The organism is Corallococcus sp. RDP092CA (genome assembly GCF_041903675.1).
Lineage (GTDB): Bacteria > Myxococcota > Myxococcia > Myxococcales > Myxococcaceae > Corallococcus.
In genome coordinates this window covers 1-19,372 of sequence record NZ_JAYESI010000058.1, presented here as the reverse complement: position 1 = coordinate 19,372, position 19,372 = coordinate 1, and the positions used below count along the sequence as shown (strand labels likewise).

The window sequence follows — 19,372 nt, the reverse complement described above, 5'->3', positions numbered from 1 at the left end:
TCCTCGACTCCTCCCTTCACCCAGTCCCCGTCGGCGTCGCCGGTGAGCTGTACGTCGGGGGGCTCGGCCTCGCCTGGGGCTACCTCCACCGTCCGGACCTCACCGCCGAGCGCTTCGTCCCCCATCCTTTCTCCACCTCTCCAGGCCAGCGCCTCTACCGCACCGGCGACAAGGCCCGCTGGCGCGACGACGGCTCCCTCGACTTCCTCGGCCGCGTCGACTTCCAGGTGAAGGTCCGCGGCTTCCGCATCGAGCTGGGCGAAGTCGAAGCCGCTCTCCGCGCCGCCGACGGCGTCAGCGAGGCCGTCGTCGTCGCTCGCGGCTCGGACTCGGACAAGCGCCTCTTCGGTTACCTCACCCCACGCACTGGCCACTCCCTCGACTCGGATGCCCTCAAGGCGCACCTCAAGCAGCGGCTTCCCGAGTACATGGTCCCCTCCTCCCTCCTCGTGCTCGACGCCCTGCCCCTCAACGCCAACGGCAAGGTCGACCGCAAGGCCCTGCCAGAGCCCGACACCCACGCCATCGAGCCCCGGGACTTCGTCGCGCCTCGTGACGCGCTGGAGATGCAGCTCGCCCGCATCTGGGAGGACGTCCTCGGCGTCCACCCCATCGGCGTCCGCACCAGCTTCTTCGAGTTGGGCGGCCACTCCCTGCTCGCCGTGCGCATGGTGGCCGCCGTGCGTGAGCGCCTCGGCCAGTCGCTCCCCCTCTCGATCCTCTTCCAGCAGCCCACCATCGAGCAGCTCGCCCAGGCGCTCCGCGATGACTCCCAGGCCTGGACACCCCTCGTCCCGCTGGAGCGCGGTGAGCCGGGGCAGCGCCCCCTCTTCCTCGTCCACCCGGGCGGCGGCAACGTCCTCGCCTACTCGGAGCTGGCGCGTCGCCTGGGCCCCTCGCTGCCCGTCTACGGCCTCCAGTCTCGCGGCCTCGACGGCCGGCCCGTCGCCGAGTCCATCGAGGAGATGGCCGCCCTCTACCTCGAGGCCGTCCGCGCCGTGCAGCCTCACGGCCCCTACCAGTTGGGCGGCTGGTCTCTCGGCGGCGTCATCGCCTACGAGATGGCCCGTCGTCTGCGCGAAGCGGGCGAAGCCGTGGACGTGCTCGCCCTCATCGACGCCCACACGCCGGGCCTGACGAAGCCCTCCCAGTCGGACCCGCACCTCAACGCCGAGGCACGCGCGAGGCTCTCCTTCGCCCACGCCACCGCCACCGCCTTCGGCCAGCAGCTCTCCGTCCCGGACGAAGCCCTGGCACGAAGTGACGACGAGATGCTGGGCCACCTGCTCCAGGAAGGGCTCCGGGCGCGCATCCTCGACGCGCACTCCGGCCCGGCCCAGCTGCGTGCCCTCTTCAACGTCTTCCGGGCCAACCTCTTCGCCCACGAGAAGTACGTGCCCCAGCCCTACGACGGCACCGCCCTGCTGCTGAGCGCCAGCGAAGCCGCCGCCACGCTTCCGCCTCACCGCGGCTGGGAGCCCCTGGTCCGCGGCGGCCTGGAGGTGCACACCGTGCCCGGCGGCCACCACGAGCTGATGCAGGACCCGCACCTCGGGCCCGTCATCGAGCACCTGCGCAGGGCCCTGTCCGCCGTCTCGCGGCGGGAAGCCACCGGCAGTTGAACCCAGCCTCCATTCCGTGTCTGTCTTTCAGGCACGGAGTGGAGGCCGCTCCACCGGCTGCCCTCGCGGGCCCCGGCGGAAGCCTAGAGCTTCAGCCGCTTGAACACCGGCTCTGGGATGCTCCGGATGATGAGCATGATGAGCGCCCAGAAGCCGGGCACGTAGACCTCGTTCTTGCGCCTGTCCGCGGCCTTCAGGAGGCCGCGCGCCACCTGCTCCGGCGACGCGAAGAGCTTGTTCTTCGGCACGTGCGCCGTCATCGGCGTGTCCACGAAGCCGGGCTTCACCGTCACCACCGCCACGCCGGACTTCGCCAGGCGGTTGCGCAGGCCCTGGAGGAACACGGTCAGCGCGCCCTTGGACGCGCCGTAGACGTAGTTGCTCTGCCGGCCGCGGTCGCCCGCCACGGAGGAGATGACCACCAGCGTGCCGGCCTTCTGCGCCTCGAAGCGGTTGGCCAGCTCCGTCAAGAGCGACGCGGCGGAGAGGAAGTTCGTGCGCAGCACCAGCTCCGCCGCCGCCCACGAGCGCTGGCCCTCCTCCTGGTCCCCCAGCACGCCGTGCGCCAGCACCGCCCCGTCCAGTCCGCCCAGGGCCTGCCACGCCCGCTCCACCAGGCTCGCGTGCGCTTCGCAGTCGTTCAGGTCCAGCGCCCGGAACTCCACCTTCGGCGCGCCGCGCGTGGCCGCGTCCCGGGCCACCGCCTCCAGGTTCGCGGCGTTGCGGCCCACCAGGTACAGCGACGCCCCGCGCGCGGCGAGCAGCCGCACCGTGGCCTGGGCGATGGCGCTCGTGGCGCCGAGGACGATGACTTTCTTCATGGGATGGCGACCTGGCGTCCCTCCGCCTCGGGCAGGGACAGCGGCGCGGGGTTCACCCGGCGCCAGAAGGAGGACGAGAACGCGGGATCGATGTACGCGCTGAACCGCTCGCGGTTCGGGAAGTAGGCCGCGAAGCTCTCCGGGCTCATGCGCGCGTCCTTGGCCGGGTACACCGCCCCGCCCGCCTCGCGCGTCACGCGGTCCAGCGACTCCACCAGCCGCCACGTCTTCTCTCCCTGGTTGGCGAAGTCCAGGGCCAGCGTGTAGCCGGGGCGCGGGAAGGACATCCACCCGGGCGACGGCAGGTCGCCGAACGTCTTGAGCACGGACAGGAAGCTGGGCAGGCCGCCCCGGGCGCTGCGCTCCAGCAGCTCCTTCAGCGCGCCGCGCGCGGTGGCGTGCGGCACCACGCACTGGAACTGGAGGAAGCCCCGGCGTCCGTAGATGCGGTTCCAGCCGTACACGCTGTCCAGCGGGTAGAAGAACGGATCGTAGTGCACCAACCGGGGAGACGGCCTGGTCCGCTCCCGGTGGTAGTACAGGAAGTTGAAGGCGGACACCGACAGCCGGTTGAGGCAGAAGCCCGGCAGGTCGATGGGCACCGCGAGCCCGCTGCCATGCGACAGGTGGCTCTTCGCCAGGGGCAGCCGGTCGAACTGCGTGGGCGCGAAGTTGCCCCGGTAGAACAGGCCGCGCCCCAGCTTGCGCCCGCGCGCCAGGCAGTCCACCCACGACATGGTGAAGTCGTGGTCCGCCTCGGACTCGGCGGACACGCGCATGAAGCCGTCCAGGTTCTCGAACGGGAGGGTCTCCTGCACCACGAAGGGGTTGCGGATGGGCTTGAGCTGCACCTCCGCCCAGGTGACGAGCCCCGTGAGCCCCAGGCCGCCAATCGTCGCGCCGAACCAGTCCGGGTTCTCGTCGGGCGAGCACATCCGCCGGCTGCCGTCCGAGCGCACCAGCTCGAACCTCCGCACGTGCCGGCCGAACGTCCCGGCCCGGTGGTGGTTCTTGCCGTGCACGTCGTTGGCGATGGCGCCGCCCACCGTGACGAACTTCGTGCCCGGCGTCACCGGCAGGAACCAGCCGCGCGGCACGGCCAGCCGCAGGAGCGTGTCCAGCGACACGCCCGCCTCGCAGCGCACCACGCCCGTCGTCGGGTCGAAGTCGATGAGCCGGTCCAGGCCCGCGGTGAGCAGCACCGTGCCGCCGCCGTTGAGGCAGGAGTCCCCGTAGCTGCGGCCCAGGCCATGCGGGAGGACGGAGCCGTCCACGCGGGGCAGCGGCTCCGAGCGCCACACGAGCGAGCGCGTCCCCTGCTCCACGCGGGGGAAGCGGCCCCAGGAATCCGCCGTGCTCATCGCCAGGCTCCCGTCACGTCGCCACCCACAGCACCACCGCGGCGACGGCGCCCACGAGGTAGCTGACCCTGTCTCTCAGCGCGAAGACGAGCGGGTCCTCGTTCACGAGCCCCCGGTGCGCCAGCACCCAGATGCGGCCCACCCAGTACAGCATCACCGGGCACAGCAGCCACAGCCGCTCCGGATGGGCATACAGCGCCGTGACCTCCTTGCTGGTGATGTAGAGGGCCAGCACCAGCACCGACACCTGGCCCGCCGCCGCGCCCAGGCTCGCGAGCTGCTCGTAGTCCTGCGCCAGGTAGCCGCGCCCGTGGGCGGACGTCTCGTTGGACTGGCGCAGCCGCCGCACCTCGCTCAGCCGCTTGAGCAGGGCCAGCGACAGGAAGAGGAACATGCTGAACATCAGCAGCCAGCTCGACGTGGGCACGCCCACCGCCAGCGCGCCGCCGAAGATGCGCACCGTGTAGAGGCCCGCCAGCACCAGCACGTCCAGCATCACCACCTGCTTGAGCCGCAGCGAGTACGCCAGCGTGAGCGCGAAGTACGCGGCCAGGAGCGCGGCGAACGACAGGGGCAGCGTCGCCAGCGCCAGCGCCGCGGCGCCGGCCAGGAGCAGCGGCGCCAGCACGACGCCCGCGCGCACCGGCAGGGCCCCGGACGCGAAGGGCCGCCGCGCCTTGGACGGGTGCCGCCGGTCCGACGCCAGGTCCAGCAGGTCGTTGATGACGTACACGCTGGACGCGCAGAGGCTGAAGGCGAGGAACGCCAGCACCGCGCGCGGGGCCATGTCCCCCTGGGTGGCCTTGTGCGCCGCCAGCACGGGCACGAAGACGAGCGCGTTCTTCGCCCACTGGTGCACCCGCAGCGCCTTCACCCACGGGCGCGCCCCGCCGGGCGGCGACTCGAAGACGCGGTGCACCGGGCGGCCCAGGCCCTGCGCCTGGCGCAGCACGCCCGCCGAGGCATGCACCACGATGACCCGCCGGCACTCGCGCCACAGGGGCAGGTCCACCGCGTCGTTGCCCGCGTAGTCGAAGGTGCCCAGCACCTCGCGCAGCCGCGCGAGCTTCCGCGCGCCGGACAGGTTCACCCCGCCCTCGCTGGCCACCACCGTGTGGAAGAGGCCCAGGTGGGAGGCCACCGCGTCCGCGATGCTCCGGTCCGCGGCCGTGGCCAGGACGAGCCGCCGCCCCCGGGCGTGCTCCTCGCGCAGGAAGGCCACCACCTCCGCGTTGTACGGCAGCGAGGCGACGTCCAGCCGCGCGCGCCGGGCCACCTCCGCCTTGAAGAAGGCCTTGCCCTTCAGCCCCCACAGCGGCAGGAGCAGCAGCAACCACGGCGCGTGCTTGAGCAGCACGAGCAGGTTCTCGTGCAGCGTGTCCGTGCGCACCAGCGTCCCGTCCAGGTCGACCGCGAGCGGGACGTCGGGGGCATCATCGGGGTTGGAGGCGTGGGGCTGCATGAAGGGGGCCCACAGGGTAGCCCACGGGCCCGGGCCGTCCACCGTTCCGTGCCCCGCGGCGGTCGAAGCCGCCGCCAGGCGACGGACCTCCCGGCCGCCCCCCCGGCGGGAGGGCCGCCCCTCCGTGCGTCAGAGTGACTTCAGGAAGGCGAGCAGCGCGGCCCGGTCCTCCCGGGGCAGCCGCACGTAGCGCCCCTGCGCCGGGGCCGCCTCCCCGCCGTGCCAGAGGACGGCCTCCTCCAGGGAGCGGGCCCGGCCGTCATGCAGGAAGCGGGTGTGCCGGTTGACGGACTCCACCAGCCCGATGCCCCAGAGGGGCGGCGTGCGCCACTCGCTGCCCGTGGCCAGCCCGTCCGGGCGCCCGTCCGCCAGGCCCTCGCCCAGGTCGTGCAGCAGCAGGTCCGTGTAGGGGTAGATGACCTGCCGGGACAGCTCGTCGAAGCCCTCCACGACGCCCGTCTCCTGGGGCGTGTCCACGTGGCACGCCGCGCAGCCGATGGCCCGGAACACCGCGTGGCCGCGCTGGACCTCCGGCGCCTCCCAGTCGCGCCGCTTGGGCACGGCGAGCAGGCGCATGTAGATCATCAGCAGGTCCATGTCGTCCTGGGACACCTCCGGCTCGCCCGGGGCGTCCCGGCCCTGCTCCTGGGGGTAGAGCGTCGTCGTGACGCCCATGTCCGCGACCAGCGCATGCGCCACCTGCTGGCGCAGCGTGGGCTGGTTGGCCTTCCACCCGAAGCGGCCCAGGCGCGGCTGGCCCGTCTCCACGTCGAGCACCTGGTTGGCCCGGCCGGAGATGCCATCGTGGTCGCGGTCCTCGGGGTCGGCGCGGGCCAGGAGGTCCGCCTCCGGCAGCGCCTCCAGCAGGCCCAGGCCGAAGTTCACGGGGGACACGCGCGCGGAGAACGTGGCGCAGTCGCCCAGGGGGCCGTGCACCAGCCCCTGGAGCTGGTAGCGCGGGCGCACCAGCGAGTACGGCTCGCCGGTGGCGAAGGTGCCGCGCGTCTCCTCGAACTCGACGCGGACCTGGCCCTCGGGGACCTGGCCCTCCACGGCGTGCAGGTCCAGCTGCATGCCGTACAGCGGGTGGGGCCCCGAGCCGCCGGGCGCGCTCAGCTGGAACGCCAGCGAGACGGGCGCCTCCGTGGGGCTCGAGGGCGGCTGGCCCCGGCCATCCTTCACGTGGCAGGTCATGCAGCCGGTGGCGCTGAAGAAGGGGCCGGCCGCGGGGGCGCGCAGGCGCGCGTCGCTCCAGTCGCGGTCGAAGACGCCCTTGCCCGCGTAGAAGTCCGGCCAGCGCGAGCGCGGCATGTTCATGGGCGAGCGCCCGAACGCGTTGCGGCCGGTGTCCGCCACGGTGGTGGCGCCGCCGGACTGCTCGACCTGGGGCAGGTCGATGGGGGGCAGCGCGCCCAGCACCAGGGGTTCGGGGTGGCGGACCACGGTGGCCCACGCGGCGCCAATGAGCAGCGCTCCGGCGGAGATGCCAGCGAGGGACCAGGGCACGCGCATCGTCACGACTCCTCGGCGGAAGGACGCAAGGACAGACAGACCACCGGGCGGAGCGCGGGGAAGGCCCCCGCCCGGTGGAGGACCCACCTACTTCTCCTGGCCGAAGGACTCGTTGGTGACGAGGAAGTCCGTGGCGCTGGCGTTCACGTCGATGCCGGAGAAGTGGCGGTACGGGTAGTGGCCGTCGCCAATCTCCTCGATGAACTCGGCCGTGTCGCCGATGACCTCCTTGCCGTCCGCCGTCCGGAGCGTGAACGTCGAGCCCGGCGAGTTCAGGCGCCAGCCGCAGGCGCCATTGGAGACGGAGTCCGTGGCGTAGATGGAGCGGTAGGAGAAGAAGTGCCAGTGCATGTTCCACCAGTTCACGAAGGACCACCAGTCGTAGAACGTGATGACCATGGCCTGGGGCTGGTGCACGGTGTTCACGAGGCGGCCGTCCCGGTACACGTTCAACCGGTAGGAGCCCGCGGGCGAGCCGGTGAAGCCCGGCGTCACGTTCACCTGGCGGTCGGCGCTGGAGGTGATGCGCAGCGTGCTGACGACCTGATCGCCGTCGCGGGCGGCCAGGGCGATGCCGCCCTTCTGGCTGCCCACGCGGATCTGCGCCTCCTGGGACCAGGTGATGGCGTCGTTGAACGTGCTGGAGACGCCGTCCGTCTTGACGTCCTTCAGCCCGAGGACCTGCACGCCCTTGTCGGAGGCGGCCAGGGACGCATTGCCCTTGGCGCAGGTGGTGATGCCGTCGAACCGCTGCACGCAGTCCGCCTTGGCGGAGAGCGTCGCGGACTGGGAATCTTCTGGCGACTGCGTCGGCTCACCCTGGCAACCAGCCACCAGGCTCAGGAACGCGGCCGCCAGGAGGCGACTCGTCATCTTCAGGTGCATATGTGGGACCTCGACTGTGTGGGGGACACTGTCTGCTTCACTCACGACGAGCGGAGACGTGGAGGTCCGGCAGGGGGAAGCACCGGACGCGCGTTCCGGGCCGGACGCCATGCACCTGTCACGCCATGCTCCAGGATTTCGGGGCTTTCCTCGGGAAGGCGCTCCCGCGGCGGCCGCCGCCGTCCTGGGGCCTGTAGCGAGGGCCGTCACAGAAGCGCCGGGGCGTGTATCCCGCCGTGTCACAGTGACGCGCCGCGTGCCTTGCGCGAGGCGCGTCGCGGGGCTAGGGACAGCCCCCCTATGTCGGCGCTCGCGGAACTGCTCGAAGCCATCCGGGAGGAGTCGGGCCCGGCCACGTGGTCCGCGGGGCAGGCCCTGTCGCGCGCGGGGGGCGTGTCGGTGCAGTCCGTGGGCGAGGAGGAGGTCGTCCTGCGGGTGCGCGTCCCCGGCCGGCCCGCCCCGCTCACCACCACCCTCTACCCCGAGGATGAGATCTGGGAGTGCGACTGCCGGGGGAAGGTGGACCCGTGCGAGCACGTCATCGCGGCGGCCATCGTCCTGAGGCAGGCAGAGGGGCGGAAGGCCACGGCGGCGGCGTCCCCGGCCCGTCCAGGCCCCGCCTCGCGCCCCGGCGCCACGCCGAAGCCCGAGCGGCTGGTGTACCGCTTCAAGCGCGTGGACGGCGGCCTCCAGCTGGAGCGGCTGGTGGTCCGGCCGGACAACACCGCACGGCTCCTGGCCCGGAGCCTCGCGTCCCTGCTCCAGAACCCCGTGGAGGCCTCGCGCATCCAGGTGGAGCCGTGCGACCTGCTCGCGGACAAGCTGCTCGCGCAGCCCACGCGGGGCGCGCTGCCGCAGAGCAAGCTGGACGCGCTGCTGCACGTGCTGGAGAAGGCGCGCACGGTCCTCTTCGACGGCGCGCTCGTCTCCGTCTCCAACGAGCCGCTCCTCCCGCGCGTGACCGTCGAGGACCGGGGCGAGCAGACGGTGCTCAAGGTGGAGCGGGACCCGCGCATCAACGAGCTGGTGAGCCCGGGTGTCGCGCTGTGCGCGGGCGCGCTGTGCCGCCTGGGAGAGCAGTCCCTCACGGGCGCGCGGCTGGAGCACCTGCCCCAGGAGCGCGCCTTCGCGCCGGAGCAGCTGGCGGACCTGACGGGCCAGGTGCTGCCGGACCTCGCGCGGCGCATGCCCGTGGACGTGAAGAGCCGGCGGCTGCCGCCCATCGACCGGACGCTCAAGCCGCGCATCTCGCTGGAGCTCGACAAGCTCGACACGGGGCTCTCGGTGCTGCCCACGCTGGTGTACGGCTCGCCGCCCACCGCGCGCATCGACAACGGGAAGCTGGTGTACCTCCAGGGCGCCGCGCCGGTGCGCGACGAGCCCCAGGAGACGAGGCTCATCCACCAGCTGCGGGACGAGCTGAACATGGCGCCGGGCCGGCGCGTGACGGTCCACGGCAAGGAGGCCGTGCAGCTCGCGGACAAGCTGCGCAAGTGGCGCGGCGGCCTCACGGGCGACGCCGCGGGAGTGGTCAGCCCGGACGTGAAGCTCAGGCCCACGCTCACCTTGGACACAGCCGCCACGGACGCGGGCGTGCCGCGCGTGGGCTTCTCGCTCGACTTCGAGGTGGAGGGCCTGGGCCCGGGCGTGAAGCGCACCGTGGACGCGGGCGCGGTGATGAAGGCCTGGGAGGAGGGCCTGGGGCTGGTGCCGCTGGAGGGCGGCGGCTGGGCGCCCCTGCCCACGGGCTGGCTGAAGGCGCACGGCCAGCGCGTGGCGGACCTGCTGGCCGCGCGCGAGCGGGACGGCCGGCTCGCGAACCACGCCCTCCCCCAGCTCACCGGCCTGTGCGAGGCCCTGGAGCACCCCGCCCCGCCCGTGATGGAGCGGCTCGCCCCCCTGGTGCAGGGCTTCGAGAGGCTGCCCGAGCCCCAGCTGCCCGGGGACCTCACCGCGACGCTGCGCCCGTATCAGATGCACGGCGTGAGCTGGCTCACCTTCCTGCGTCAGGCGGGGCTGGGAGGCGTGCTGGCGGACGACATGGGCCTGGGCAAGACGCTGCAGACAATCTGCACGCTGGGCCGGGGGACGCTGGTCGTGGCGCCCACGAGCGTGCTGCCCAACTGGGAGGCGGAGGTGAAGCGCTTCCGTCCGTCGCTGAAGGTGTCCGTCTATCACGGCGTGGGGCGCACGCTGGACGAGGCCGCGGACGTGACGCTCACCACGTACGCGCTCTTGCGCCTGGACGCGGCCATCCTCGCGGCGAGGACGTGGGACACGGTGGTGCTGGACGAGGCGCAGGCCATCAAGAACCCGGACAGCCAGGTGGCGCGGGCGGCGTACGAGCTGGACGCGGGCTTCCGCATCGCGCTCAGCGGCACGCCCATCGAGAACCGGCTCGAGGAGCTGTGGAGCCTGATGCACTTCACCAACCGGGGCCTCCTGGGCGGGCGCAAGGCGTTCGAGGAGCGCTGGGCCCGGCCGGTGGCGGAGAACCAGAAGGGCGCCGCGGAGGCCCTGCGCGCGCGCATCCGGCCCTTCGTGCTGCGCAGGCTCAAGCGCGACGTGGCGCCGGAGCTGCCCCCGCGCACGGAGGCCGTGCGGCACGTCACCCTCACCGAGCAGGAGCGCGCCGTCTACGACGCGGTCCACGCCGCGACGCGCGAGGAGGTGGTGTCGCAGCTGGAGGAAGGCGGCAGCGTGCTGAAGGCGCTGGAGGCGCTCTTGCGGCTGCGGCAGGCGGCCTGCCATCCGGCGCTGGTGCCGGGGCAGCAGGCGAGGACGTCCTCCAAGGTGCAGGCGTTGGTGGAGGCGCTCGGCACGGCGGTGGCGGACGGGCACAAGGCGCTCGTCTTCTCGCAGTGGACGTCGATGCTGGACCTCATCGAGCCCGCGCTGCGCGAGGCGGACATCGGGTTCATCCGCCTGGACGGCGGCACGGCGAACCGGGGCGCGGTGGCGGCGTCCTTTCAGGACGAGAAGGGAGCGCCGGTGATGCTCATCTCGCTGAAGGCGGGAGCGACGGGGCTCAACCTCACGGCGGCGGACCACGTCTTCCTGGTGGATCCGTGGTGGAACCCGTCGGTGGAGGCGCAGGCGGCGGACCGGGCGCACCGCATCGGGCAGCAGCGGCCGGTGATGGTCTACCGGATGGTGTCCCAGGGCACGGTGGAGGAGAAGATCCTCCTGCTCCAGGAGAAGAAGCGGGCCCTCTTCGAGGCCGCGCTCGGAGGCGCCACGGGAGGCACCGCGCTCACGCGCGCGGACCTCATGCAGCTCCTGGACTGAGGACATTCCGAGGCGGGGTGGAGGGCGGCAGTCCCCTCCCCTGCCTTGCCTGCGTGGAGCCGGTGACGCTGAACGTCACGCGGGGCATGCGCATCGTCTCGGTGGACGCGGTTCAACCGAGAGGGAGTCACAGCATGCCAGCATCCATTCCCGACAAGATGAGGGCCGCGGCGCTCGACCGCTTCGGAGGCCCGGAGGTCCTGGGCATCCAGACTGTTTCCGTTCCCACCTGTGGCGACGATGAAGTGCTGGTGCGCGTCGCGGCGGCGGGAATCGGCGTCTGGGATTGGATGGAGCGAGAGGGCCAGATGGCCGAGATGCTCCCAGGCGGCCCGAAGTTCCCCTATGTGCCCGGAGCGGACGGAGCGGGAGAGATTGCCGCGGTGGGCAAGAACGTGAAGGACCTGAAGGTGGGCGACCAAGTCTACGGCTCCGCGTTCATGAGCACCAAGGGAGGCTTCTACGCGGAGTACGTCGCCGTGAAGGAGAACCAGGCGGCGAGGATTCCGAAGGGCTTGAAGGTGGAGCAGGCGGCGGCGCTCGCCGCGGATGGCGTCACGGCGATTCAAGGATTGGACGACCATCTCCAGCTCAAGTCCGGGCAACGCCTGCTCATCTTCGGCGCCAACGGCGGCATCGGTCACATGGCGGTGCAGTTCGCGAAGCGGATCGGCGCGAAGGTGCTGGCGGTGGCGTCGGGCGATGACGGGGTGGAGCTGGCGCGGAGGCTCGGGGCGGACGCGGTGGTGGATGGCAAGAAGGGAGACTTCGAGAAGGCCTGCCGCGAGTTCGCGCCAGACGGCTTCGACGCCGCGCTGGTGCTGGCGGGAGGCGAGGCCACGGAGCAGGCGCTCCAGCACGTGCGCAAGGGAGGGCGGGTCGCGCATCCGAACGGGGTGGAGCCGGTGCCCAAGGCTCCCGAAGGCGTCCAGGTCACCGCCTACGACGGCCTCCCCCGGCCCGAGAGCCTGAAGCGCATCAACGCGCTGATCGAGGCCGGGCCCTTCCACCTGGAGATCGGCCGCCTCTACGCGCTGGAGGAAGCCGGGAAGGCCCAGCAGGAGGTGCTCAAGCACCACCTGGGCAAGTACGCGATGAAGATCCAGTGAGCCTCAATGCGGCTCATGGCTGTCCGTGGCGGCGTTGAGCATCCGCACCGCCACGGCGCGGCACTCCGAGCAGACGACGCCCGCGCGCTCCCAGTGCACCTGCGCCTCCATCTCCCCCGGGTCGGCGGAGCCTTCATCGAGGCGCCGGAGCAGCGCTTCGAGCGCCTCCCCCGGATTGCCCTCCAGGTCATCCGAAGGGTCGAGGATGTCCTGCTCCCCTTCCAACACCAGGCTGAAGCGGTAGTACACGGCATGGGCCGCGATGACGCGTCCGCACGTCGCACAGGTCTTCGCTCGCGGTCCGGTCATGCTGACAAGGATAGCAGGGAAGCCCGAGCGCAAGGCGCTCCGGGTCCCGGAGCCGTCCCCCGAATGGGGGATATCGGGAGCATGGGGCCCTCCATAGGATTCTGGAGCCATTGCCAGGGTAGCCGCGGTGCTACCGGGTCCTCCAGGGAGCAGCCATGTTCGCGGCGGAGCTGCATGGAAAGCTGGGGGACGGGACGAACGCCAGGGACCGGATGGAGGATGTCCTCACGTCGAATGTCTTCGGACTCCTGCGCTGCCTGGAGTCACCGGCGCTGCTCGTCGATTGGCTCAAGAGGTCACGTCCCGCTGTCGCCGGGACGAGGCCCCTGGTGGAGGATCCGGTCCACTCAGCGGACCTCCACTTCTGGCCACGCGTCCGCGCCCGGGAGCTGGATGTGCTGGTGCTCTTGCGAGGGCCACTGGGCCTGCATGTCATTGGCGTTGAGTGCAAGTACGAGTCAGGCAAGAGCAATGGGCCCGAGGATGACACCTCGGACACCGCGGGGAGCAGCGACCAGCTGGGCTATTACATGGACGCGCTCGGAGCGGATGCCCTGCCCTCCAGGCCCTACCGTCCCGAAGAGGTCCACCGACGCAGCCTGGTCTACCTGACCGCGCACGCCGCGATGCCGAGAGACGAGCTGGAAGTCAGCTTGAGGAAGCGTCGCGAGCGCTCCGCCATCGGCCTCCATTGGCTGGCCTGGCGTGAGCTGGCACCGCATCTGCCCCAAGGCATCAGGTCCGGGGGCACGTCACGCCTGCTCGCGGAGCTGCGGCAGGTGCTCGAACGTCGTGGGCTCGCCACCTTCACCGGCTGGAGGGACACGGCGTCCCAGTGGAGGCGCCCCGCCCAGGAGCGGTTCTTCCACCCCACGCGGGGCCGGTCCTTCTTTGCGGGTATGACGGCCCCGAACCTTCCGTTGGACACGACTTTCTGGCGCGGCCCATCACAGCAAGGAACCTGAGCATGGAAGAAACCCTGGGAGGAAGGATCTACGAGGCGTCCTGCTTCATCAACGACATCTACAAGCAGGTGCAGCTGCTCCTCCTCGCGTGTGATGCCGCCTTCGACCGGGCAGGCCTCATGCCCGCCACCGGCAACGAGGTCGAGCTCCACCGTGCCCGGAACATCTACGAGGCGGGAGCCTGGAGCCAACGGGCCGTGGGCCGCACCTATGTGCCGCGGCGGCTCGATGGGGACGGAATCAACGCATTCGTCGCGGTGGAGGTCCACTTGAGACCCACGAGCGCGACGCACGCGTTGCTGGTGCTCGCCTACGCCGAGCCGTCCGCGGGCGCCACACCGCCCGAGCTCGCCAGGCAATACCGGGACGGAGAGTGGCTGGAAGACCTGCTGGGTCCGACTGCTCCCGGTCAAACCGAGTGGCGGGGAGGACGGGCGGAGCACGCGACGCACCTCTCCCTTGCGGATGAGTTGAAACTCCAGTCCTGGCCCGTGACAGCCTTCACGGACGAGAGCGCCATCGACCAGGTCCTGGTCGCGAGGCTGCGCGAGTGGGCCGCCCAGCGGCGCAAGGAAGCACCTCGTCCCGACTCACGACACACGCGATGAACTCCGCCCATCCGCTGGCTGCCTCGCAGGCTGTTGAAGAAGCCCGGGCTCATGCCTACGAACCGGGCTCCTTCAACAGCCTACCGGCTATGTCTTGCATTGACTCTTGCTGCATTTCCCCTTCACCGGACGAGGGGGCGGAGTGACAATCATATACTTGATACAAGGAGCCCCGTCAGGCAGCGTCGCCTTGAGTGTGCGCCCATCGGTCGCCTTGCAGTCGACCATGCACTTCTCGACATCAACCACCGACCAATCAGGGACGACCTTGGCGGGCCTTCCCGCCGCCTTGGTGCAGGCGAGGTTCCCGGCATTTGTCCACGCCGGGTCCGCCTGATCTGAAGCCCAGGCCTCTGCGGAGAAAAACAGAATCGAGACCACCGCGACTGCCGCAACATTCATTCTCATTGATTCGCTCCTGTGACGATACCGAAACACGGAGCAGGAACCATGCCGCTCCGCCTTCGGCAGGGTCAAGACCGCTCGAAGGAGCACAGTCCCTGTGTAGCATGCCCGTTGACGCGTCAGCCGCGGGAACTGACACGTCAACCCGTCTCGCTGCGCGTTGACTCAGCTTCGCCCACCGCTCCCAGAATCCGTATGCATTGACGTGGCGGGGAAGGCCACTTCGCCGCTGACGCAGCCCAAGCTGAAGGGACCACGTAACATGAACAACGCATTGACGAAGATTGCCACCGCGCAGGCGGTGGCGGTCGGACACTCTCCGCGCGTCGGCCGCTCCCTGCTCGAAGTCGAGCTCATCTCCTTCAAGAGGAGGAGGACCGCAGAGCCTGCCGGACTACAACTGTAGGACCGGCCGTGCCCTCCGAGCGGTAGGCATCACCCGCGAAGTGGAACCAATCGGCTGGCATGACCTGCGCCACAGCTACGGAAGTCACCTCGCCATACGCGGCGCTCCGCTCAAGGTCGTTCAGGAATGGATCTGCCCTTCCACGATCGAAATGACGATGCGCTACGCCGCCCTGAGCCCTGACACGTGGAGGGCGGCGCGGTCAGTGTCCTTGACCAGCCCCTTGCGCCAGCGTGCGACATCCGTGCAACACAGGCCCAGGCTGCCGCCAACCACCTGTAACAACTGACCGAAGAAGTGCACGAGCCGGGGATCGAACCCGGACGACCCTTGCGAGTCAGCGGATTTTAAGTCCGCTGCGTCTGCCAGTTCCGCCACTCGTGCGATGGAAGGGAAAGATAGCAGACCTGGCAGCCCAGGTGAGGCGCCTGCGCATGCCGGGATGTCCCCTCTTCCTTGGGCCGCCAAGGACGGCCTCCTTGCAGCCGTGCTCGAAACGCACCGGAGAGCGACCTGTCGCGAGCCTCCGAAGGTAAGGTGCGCGCCGTGCGGCAGCGGACGCTCCTCATCGACAACCACGACTCGTTCACGTTCAACCTCTTCCAGCTGCTGGCGGAGGTCGGAGGGACCGAGCCCCTCGTCGTGCGCAACGACGAGCGGTCATGGCGGGAGCTGCGTGGGCTCGCGTTCGACAACATCGTCCTCTCCCCAGGTCCGGGCCGCCCCGACCACCCGGCGGACTTCGGCGTCTGCCGCGATGCGCTCGTCGAAGCCGACGTCCCCATCCTGGGCGTATGCCTGGGCCATCAGGGGCTGGGCCACGCCCATGGCGCGCGCATCCAGCACGCACCGGAGGTCATGCACGGGCGGCTGAGCCCCATACGGCACACGGAGACGGACCTCTTCCAGGGCCTTCCGCAGGACTTCCCGGTGGTCCGCTACCACTCCCTCTGCCTCGCCCGGCCACTGCCCGAGGCGCTGGTCGAGACCGCCTGGACCTCCGATGGCGTCCTCATGGCCCTGCGTCACGCCTCCCTCCCGCGCTGGGGCGTCCAGTTCCATCCGGAGTCCATCGCCACCCCGCACGGCCGCCGGCTCCTCGCCAACTTCATCCGCCTGAGCCAAGAGCACCACGCCCGCCGTTCCCCCCGACCCCCTGAAGCGCCCCAGGAGCAACCACCCCAGCCGACCCTCCCACCGCCAGAGGGCTTCCGCGTCCACCACCGGAAGCTGCGGCTCGACGTCTCTCCCGAGCAGACCTTCGTGGCGCTGTACGCCCGAAGCGAGCACGCCTTCTGGTTGGACAGCAGCCGTGTCGAAGCTGGCCTGTCACGCTTCTCGTTCATGGGGGACGCCAGCGGTCCCCACGCCGCCGTCCTCCACTACCAGGTGAATCCGCGCCGCCTCACCGTGACCCGTGCGGACGGCACCGAGGAACACTCCACGGAGCTGTTCGGCCACCTCCAGCGGGAGCTGGCGCGGCTGGGCGCTGAGCGGGCCGACCTGCCCTTCGACCTCCAGGGCGGCTTCGTGGGCTATCTGGGCTACGAGCTGAAGCACGACTGCGGCGCGAGCTCCCCCCACGCCTCGCCAGATCCCGACGCCGGGCTGGTGCTGGCGGACCGCCTGCTGGTGTGGGACCACGCCGAGCGCGAGCTGTACCTGGTGGCGCTCGCCCCTGGTGATGAAGCTCCCCGGGTCCGCGAGTGGTTCGACGCCACGGAGTCCGCCCTGCGCGCCCTCCCCCCGCTGGAGCCAGGGGTGACGGCCCCTGGGGCCCCCTTCCCCGTGCGCCTCGCCAGGGACAGCGCCACGTACCTGGCGGACATGGGGCACTGCCTGGAGCAGCTCCACGACGGAGAGACCTACGAGGTCTGCCTCACCAACAAGGTGGTCGCCCGCGCCCGGGTGGAGCCCCTGGCGCTGTACCGGGTGCTGCGGCGGATGAACCCAGCGCCCTACGCCGCGTACCTGCGGCTGGGCACGCTGGGCATCGCCTGTTCCTCGCCGGAGCGCTTCCTGCGCGTGGACCACGAGCGGTGGGTGGAGTCGAAGCCCATCAAGGGCACCCTCCGGCGCGGCACCACGCCCGAGGAGGACGAGCGCCTTCGCCAGCACCTGGGCTCGCAGGAGAAGGACCGGGCGGAGAACCTGATGATCGTGGACCTGGTGCGCAACGACCTGGGCCGGGTGTGCGAGATCGGCACGGTCCACGTCCCCCGGCTGATGGACGTGGAGTCCTACGCCACGGTGCACCAGCTCGTGAGCACCATCCGCGGCCGGCTGCGTGAAGGCCTCACGGCGGTGGACGCGGTGCGCGCGGCCTTCCCCGGCGGCTCCATGACGGGCGCGCCCAAGCTGCGCACGATGGAGCTCATCGACCGGCTGGAGGGAGAGGCCCGGGGGGTGTACTCGGGCGCCATCGGCTTCCTCTCCGCCACCGGCGCGGCGGACCTGAACATCGTCATCCGCACGGCGGTGGTGAGGCCCGACGAGGTGAGCATCGGCACGGGCGGGGCCATCATCGCGCTCTCGGACCCGGCCGGGGAGCTGGATGAGATGCTCCTGAAGTCACGCGTGTTGCTGAAGGCGCTGAGCACGGCGCTCGGGTGCCCGGAGGCGCTGCCGGACATCGCGGGCACGGGAGGGGGGACCCTCGCCCGGGCCCGTCCCACCGTGGCGGGCTGACCCCTGGGAGGGGGGCGGGGCCCGGTCCTGGGGGGCAAAGACCCTCGATTCCTCCACTGCTGGACGGCCGGGGCCTCCGTGGGCGTCGCATCCGGCGGGCCGCTGTTATAAAGCGCCCCTCATGCTTGAGACCGTCACCAAGGGCTTCCGGGCCGCCAAGAACCGCCTCGCCGGCAAGAGCGAACTCACCCCCGAGTTGGTGGACGAGTCGCTGCGCGACATCCGCGTCTCCCTGCTGGAGGCCGACGTCGCCTTCGACGTGGTGAAGAAGTTCGTCGCTCGCGTCCGCGAGAAGGCCGTGGGCGAGGTGGTGCAGACGACCGTCACGGACGCGGGGGGTCAGAAGCGCAAGGTCAGCGCGATGGACCACTTCATCAAGATCTGCCACGACGAGCTGGAGGCCCTGATGGGCCCGGTGGACACGAGCCTCCACCTGAAGCCCAAGGGCCAGCTGTCCGGCATCATGATGGTGGGCCTCCAGGGCTCCGGTAAGACGACGACCACGGGCAAGCTCGCCAGCCGGCTCCTCCAGGAGGGGCGCAAGCCGCTGCTGGTCGCGGCGGACATCTACCGCCCGGCCGCCGTGGATCAGCTCAAGGTGCTGGGCGAGCGGCTGAAGGTCCCCGTCTACCACGAGCCCGGCGTGCAGCCGCCCGAGCTGGCGAAGCGGGGCTACGCGGCCGCGCGCGAGCAGCAGTGCGACGTGGTGCTCATCGACACGGCGGGCCGGCTCGCCATCGACGAGACGCTGATGACGGAGCTGGAGTCCATCAAGTCCAACGTGCAGCCGGACACCATCCTGCTCGTGTGCGACGCGATGATCGGCCAGGACTCGGTGCGCACGGCGGCCGAGTTCGACCGGCGCCTGACGCTGGACGGATTCATCCTGACGAAGCTGGACGGTGACGCGCGAGGCGGCGCGGCGCTGTCCATCAAGGAAGTAACGGGCAAGCCCATCAAGTTCCTCGGCATGGGCGAGTCGATGGACAAGCTGGAGGAGTTCCGTCCGGAGGGCCTCGCGGGCCGCATCCTGGGCTTCGGCGACATCGTCGGCCTGATGAAGGACTTCGAGAAGGTCGTCGACGAGAAGAAGGCCGAGGACGACGCGCGCAAGCTGCTCTCCGGCCAGTTCTCGATGAAGGACTTCGTTGAGCAGATCCGCATGGTCCGCAAGATGGGCCCGCTGAAGGACCTGCTGGAGAAGTTCCCCCTCTTCGGCGACCTCACCGAGCACCTGAACCCGGACGAGAAGGAGCTCACCAAGATCGAGGCGATGTACGACTCGATGACGCAGAAGGAGCGCCTGCGTCCGGACATCATCAACGCCAGCCGCATCAACCGCATCTCCAAGGGCAGCGGCCGCAAGCCCGAGGAGGTCCGCGAGCTCCTGCAGAAGTTCGGGATGATGCAGCAGGTGATGGGCACCATCGGCCAGAACCCGGGCCTCCTGGGCCGCATCCCCGGCTTCAAGCAGCTGGGGCAGCTGAGCCAGATGAAGAACATGGACCTGGGCAGCATGCTGGGGAAGGACCCGAAGGCGCTGGAGAAGGCCATGGCGGGGATGGGGGGCATGGGGGGGATGCCCATGCAGCTGCCGCAGATCGCCCCGGGCTACACGCCGCCCATGGGTCAGGCCGCGATGGCCAAGGCCCGCCTGATGGGCTACGCGCCTCCGTCCGTGAGCAAGCCGGACGACCGCGACGCCATCAAGGAGCGGCGCAAGAAGGAGAAGGAGAACAAGAAGAAGAACCGCAAGAAGAAGTAGTCAGCGGCCTTCGCGGTAAATCCCCTGCCCGCGCGTCCCGGTCAAGTCCCGAATCTTGTGTAGTTGGTTCGGAGGGGGTTCGGGGGAGGGAGGCTCCTTGGCGGTATCAAGCAGCGGCAGTGTCAGGGGGTGATTTCAGCAGAGACATGTCGAGGTAGCGGCGGTC

14 protein-coding genes and 1 tRNA gene are annotated in these 19,372 nt (G+C 70.6%); 8 read left to right on the top strand and 7 right to left on the bottom strand.

Annotated features, from left to right (window positions below):
* Positions 1–1,622 (top strand): thioesterase domain-containing protein (locus U8525_RS33595; protein WP_374270826.1); only part of this gene is annotated, 1,622 nt, incomplete at its 5' end.
* A gap of 83 nt (positions 1,623–1,705) precedes the next feature.
* Here the strand turns inward: U8525_RS33595 and U8525_RS33590 are convergent.
* From U8525_RS33590 to U8525_RS33570, 5 genes are all read right to left on the bottom strand, one after another.
* The gene (locus U8525_RS33590) at positions 1,706–2,443 is read right to left on the bottom strand and encodes an SDR family oxidoreductase (protein ID WP_374270825.1); all 738 of its coding nucleotides are present in this window, start codon (positions 2,441–2,443) and stop codon (positions 1,706–1,708) included.
* Positions 2,440–3,804 carry an FAD-dependent oxidoreductase gene (locus U8525_RS33585; RefSeq protein WP_374270824.1) on the bottom strand — a complete coding sequence of 455 codons (1,365 nt, stop codon included), beginning with the start codon at positions 3,802–3,804 and terminating at the stop codon, positions 2,440–2,442. Before U8525_RS33585 ends, U8525_RS33590 begins: the two co-directional genes overlap by 4 nt.
* A 13-nt stretch (positions 3,805–3,817) precedes the next feature.
* The gene (locus U8525_RS33580) at positions 3,818–5,266 is read right to left on the bottom strand and encodes a UbiA family prenyltransferase (protein WP_374270823.1); all 1,449 of its coding nucleotides are present in this window, start codon (positions 5,264–5,266) and stop codon (positions 3,818–3,820) included.
* A gap of 129 nt (positions 5,267–5,395) precedes the next feature.
* A complete protein-coding gene (locus tag U8525_RS33575; RefSeq protein ID WP_374270822.1) occupies positions 5,396–6,778 on the bottom strand; it encodes a di-heme oxidoredictase family protein in 1,383 nt (460 codons plus the stop codon).
* Between the two features lie 87 nt (positions 6,779–6,865).
* A complete protein-coding gene (locus U8525_RS33570) occupies positions 6,866–7,651 on the bottom strand; it encodes a hypothetical protein (protein WP_374270821.1) in 786 nt (261 codons plus the stop codon).
* A gap of 312 nt (positions 7,652–7,963) precedes the next feature.
* Between U8525_RS33570 and U8525_RS33565 the strand changes: the two genes are divergently transcribed.
* Both U8525_RS33565 and U8525_RS33560 read left to right on the top strand, forming a co-directional pair.
* Complete coding sequence (locus U8525_RS33565; protein ID WP_374270820.1) at positions 7,964–10,951, top strand: DEAD/DEAH box helicase; 2,988 nt, start codon at positions 7,964–7,966, stop codon at positions 10,949–10,951.
* 134 nt (positions 10,952–11,085) lie between these two features.
* Complete coding sequence (locus U8525_RS33560; protein WP_374270819.1) at positions 11,086–12,060, top strand: NADP-dependent oxidoreductase; 975 nt, start codon at positions 11,086–11,088, stop codon at positions 12,058–12,060.
* A gap of 3 nt (positions 12,061–12,063) precedes the next feature.
* Here the strand turns inward: U8525_RS33560 and U8525_RS33555 are convergent, their stop codons facing one another.
* Positions 12,064–12,369 carry a hypothetical protein gene (locus tag U8525_RS33555; protein ID WP_374270818.1) on the bottom strand — a complete coding sequence of 102 codons (306 nt, stop codon included), beginning with the start codon at positions 12,367–12,369 and terminating at the stop codon, positions 12,064–12,066.
* 155 nt (positions 12,370–12,524) lie between these two features.
* Between U8525_RS33555 and U8525_RS33550 the strand changes: the two genes are divergently transcribed.
* The 3 genes from U8525_RS33550 (at position 12,525) to U8525_RS33540 (ending at position 15,042) form a co-directional block, all read left to right on the top strand.
* The gene (locus U8525_RS33550; RefSeq protein ID WP_374270817.1) at positions 12,525–13,334 is read left to right on the top strand and encodes a hypothetical protein; all 810 of its coding nucleotides are present in this window, start codon (positions 12,525–12,527) and stop codon (positions 13,332–13,334) included.
* Between the two features lie 2 nt (positions 13,335–13,336).
* A complete protein-coding gene (locus U8525_RS33545; RefSeq protein WP_374270816.1) occupies positions 13,337–13,942 on the top strand; it encodes a hypothetical protein in 606 nt (201 codons plus the stop codon).
* An 851-nt stretch (positions 13,943–14,793) separates the two neighbouring features.
* Complete coding sequence (locus U8525_RS33540; RefSeq protein ID WP_374270815.1) at positions 14,794–15,042, top strand: tyrosine-type recombinase/integrase; 249 nt, start codon at positions 14,794–14,796, stop codon at positions 15,040–15,042.
* Between the two features lie 9 nt (positions 15,043–15,051).
* On the opposite strand, the gene U8525_RS33535 is transcribed toward U8525_RS33540, so the two are convergent.
* A tRNA-Leu gene (locus U8525_RS33535) sits at positions 15,052–15,137 on the bottom strand.
* Between the two features lie 162 nt (positions 15,138–15,299).
* Here U8525_RS33535 and pabB point away from each other — a divergent pair.
* Both pabB and ffh read left to right on the top strand, forming a co-directional pair.
* Entirely contained in the window at positions 15,300–17,441 is a 2,142-nt protein-coding gene (gene pabB, locus U8525_RS33530; protein ID WP_374270814.1) for an aminodeoxychorismate synthase component I, read from the top strand.
* A gap of 121 nt (positions 17,442–17,562) precedes the next feature.
* A complete protein-coding gene (gene ffh, locus U8525_RS33525) occupies positions 17,563–19,206 on the top strand; it encodes a signal recognition particle protein (protein ID WP_374270813.1) in 1,644 nt (547 codons plus the stop codon).
* Positions 19,207–19,372: the final 166 nt, after the last annotated feature.

Excerpts from the sequence above, each read along its gene's own strand:
- ffh (WP_374270813.1), top strand. The coding sequence starts at position 17,563 with ATGCTTGAGACCGTCACCAAGGGCTTCCGGGCCGCCAAGAACCGCCTC.
- U8525_RS33545 (WP_374270816.1), top strand. The coding sequence starts at position 13,337 with ATGGAAGAAACCCTGGGAGGAAGGATCTACGAGGCGTCCTGCTTCATC.
- U8525_RS33580 (WP_374270823.1), bottom strand. The coding sequence starts at position 5,266 with ATGCAGCCCCACGCCTCCAACCCCGATGATGCCCCCGACGTCCCGCTC.
- U8525_RS33590 (WP_374270825.1), bottom strand. The coding sequence starts at position 2,443 with ATGAAGAAAGTCATCGTCCTCGGCGCCACGAGCGCCATCGCCCAGGCC.
- U8525_RS33575 (WP_374270822.1), bottom strand. The coding sequence starts at position 6,778 with ATGCGCGTGCCCTGGTCCCTCGCTGGCATCTCCGCCGGAGCGCTGCTC.
- U8525_RS33555 (WP_374270818.1), bottom strand. The coding sequence starts at position 12,369 with ATGACCGGACCGCGAGCGAAGACCTGTGCGACGTGCGGACGCGTCATC.
- U8525_RS33565 (WP_374270820.1), top strand. The coding sequence starts at position 7,964 with ATGTCGGCGCTCGCGGAACTGCTCGAAGCCATCCGGGAGGAGTCGGGC.
- U8525_RS33550 (WP_374270817.1), top strand. The coding sequence starts at position 12,525 with ATGTTCGCGGCGGAGCTGCATGGAAAGCTGGGGGACGGGACGAACGCC.
- U8525_RS33585 (WP_374270824.1), bottom strand. The coding sequence starts at position 3,804 with ATGAGCACGGCGGATTCCTGGGGCCGCTTCCCCCGCGTGGAGCAGGGG.
- U8525_RS33560 (WP_374270819.1), top strand. The coding sequence starts at position 11,086 with ATGCCAGCATCCATTCCCGACAAGATGAGGGCCGCGGCGCTCGACCGC.
- U8525_RS33570 (WP_374270821.1), bottom strand. The coding sequence starts at position 7,651 with ATGACGAGTCGCCTCCTGGCGGCCGCGTTCCTGAGCCTGGTGGCTGGT.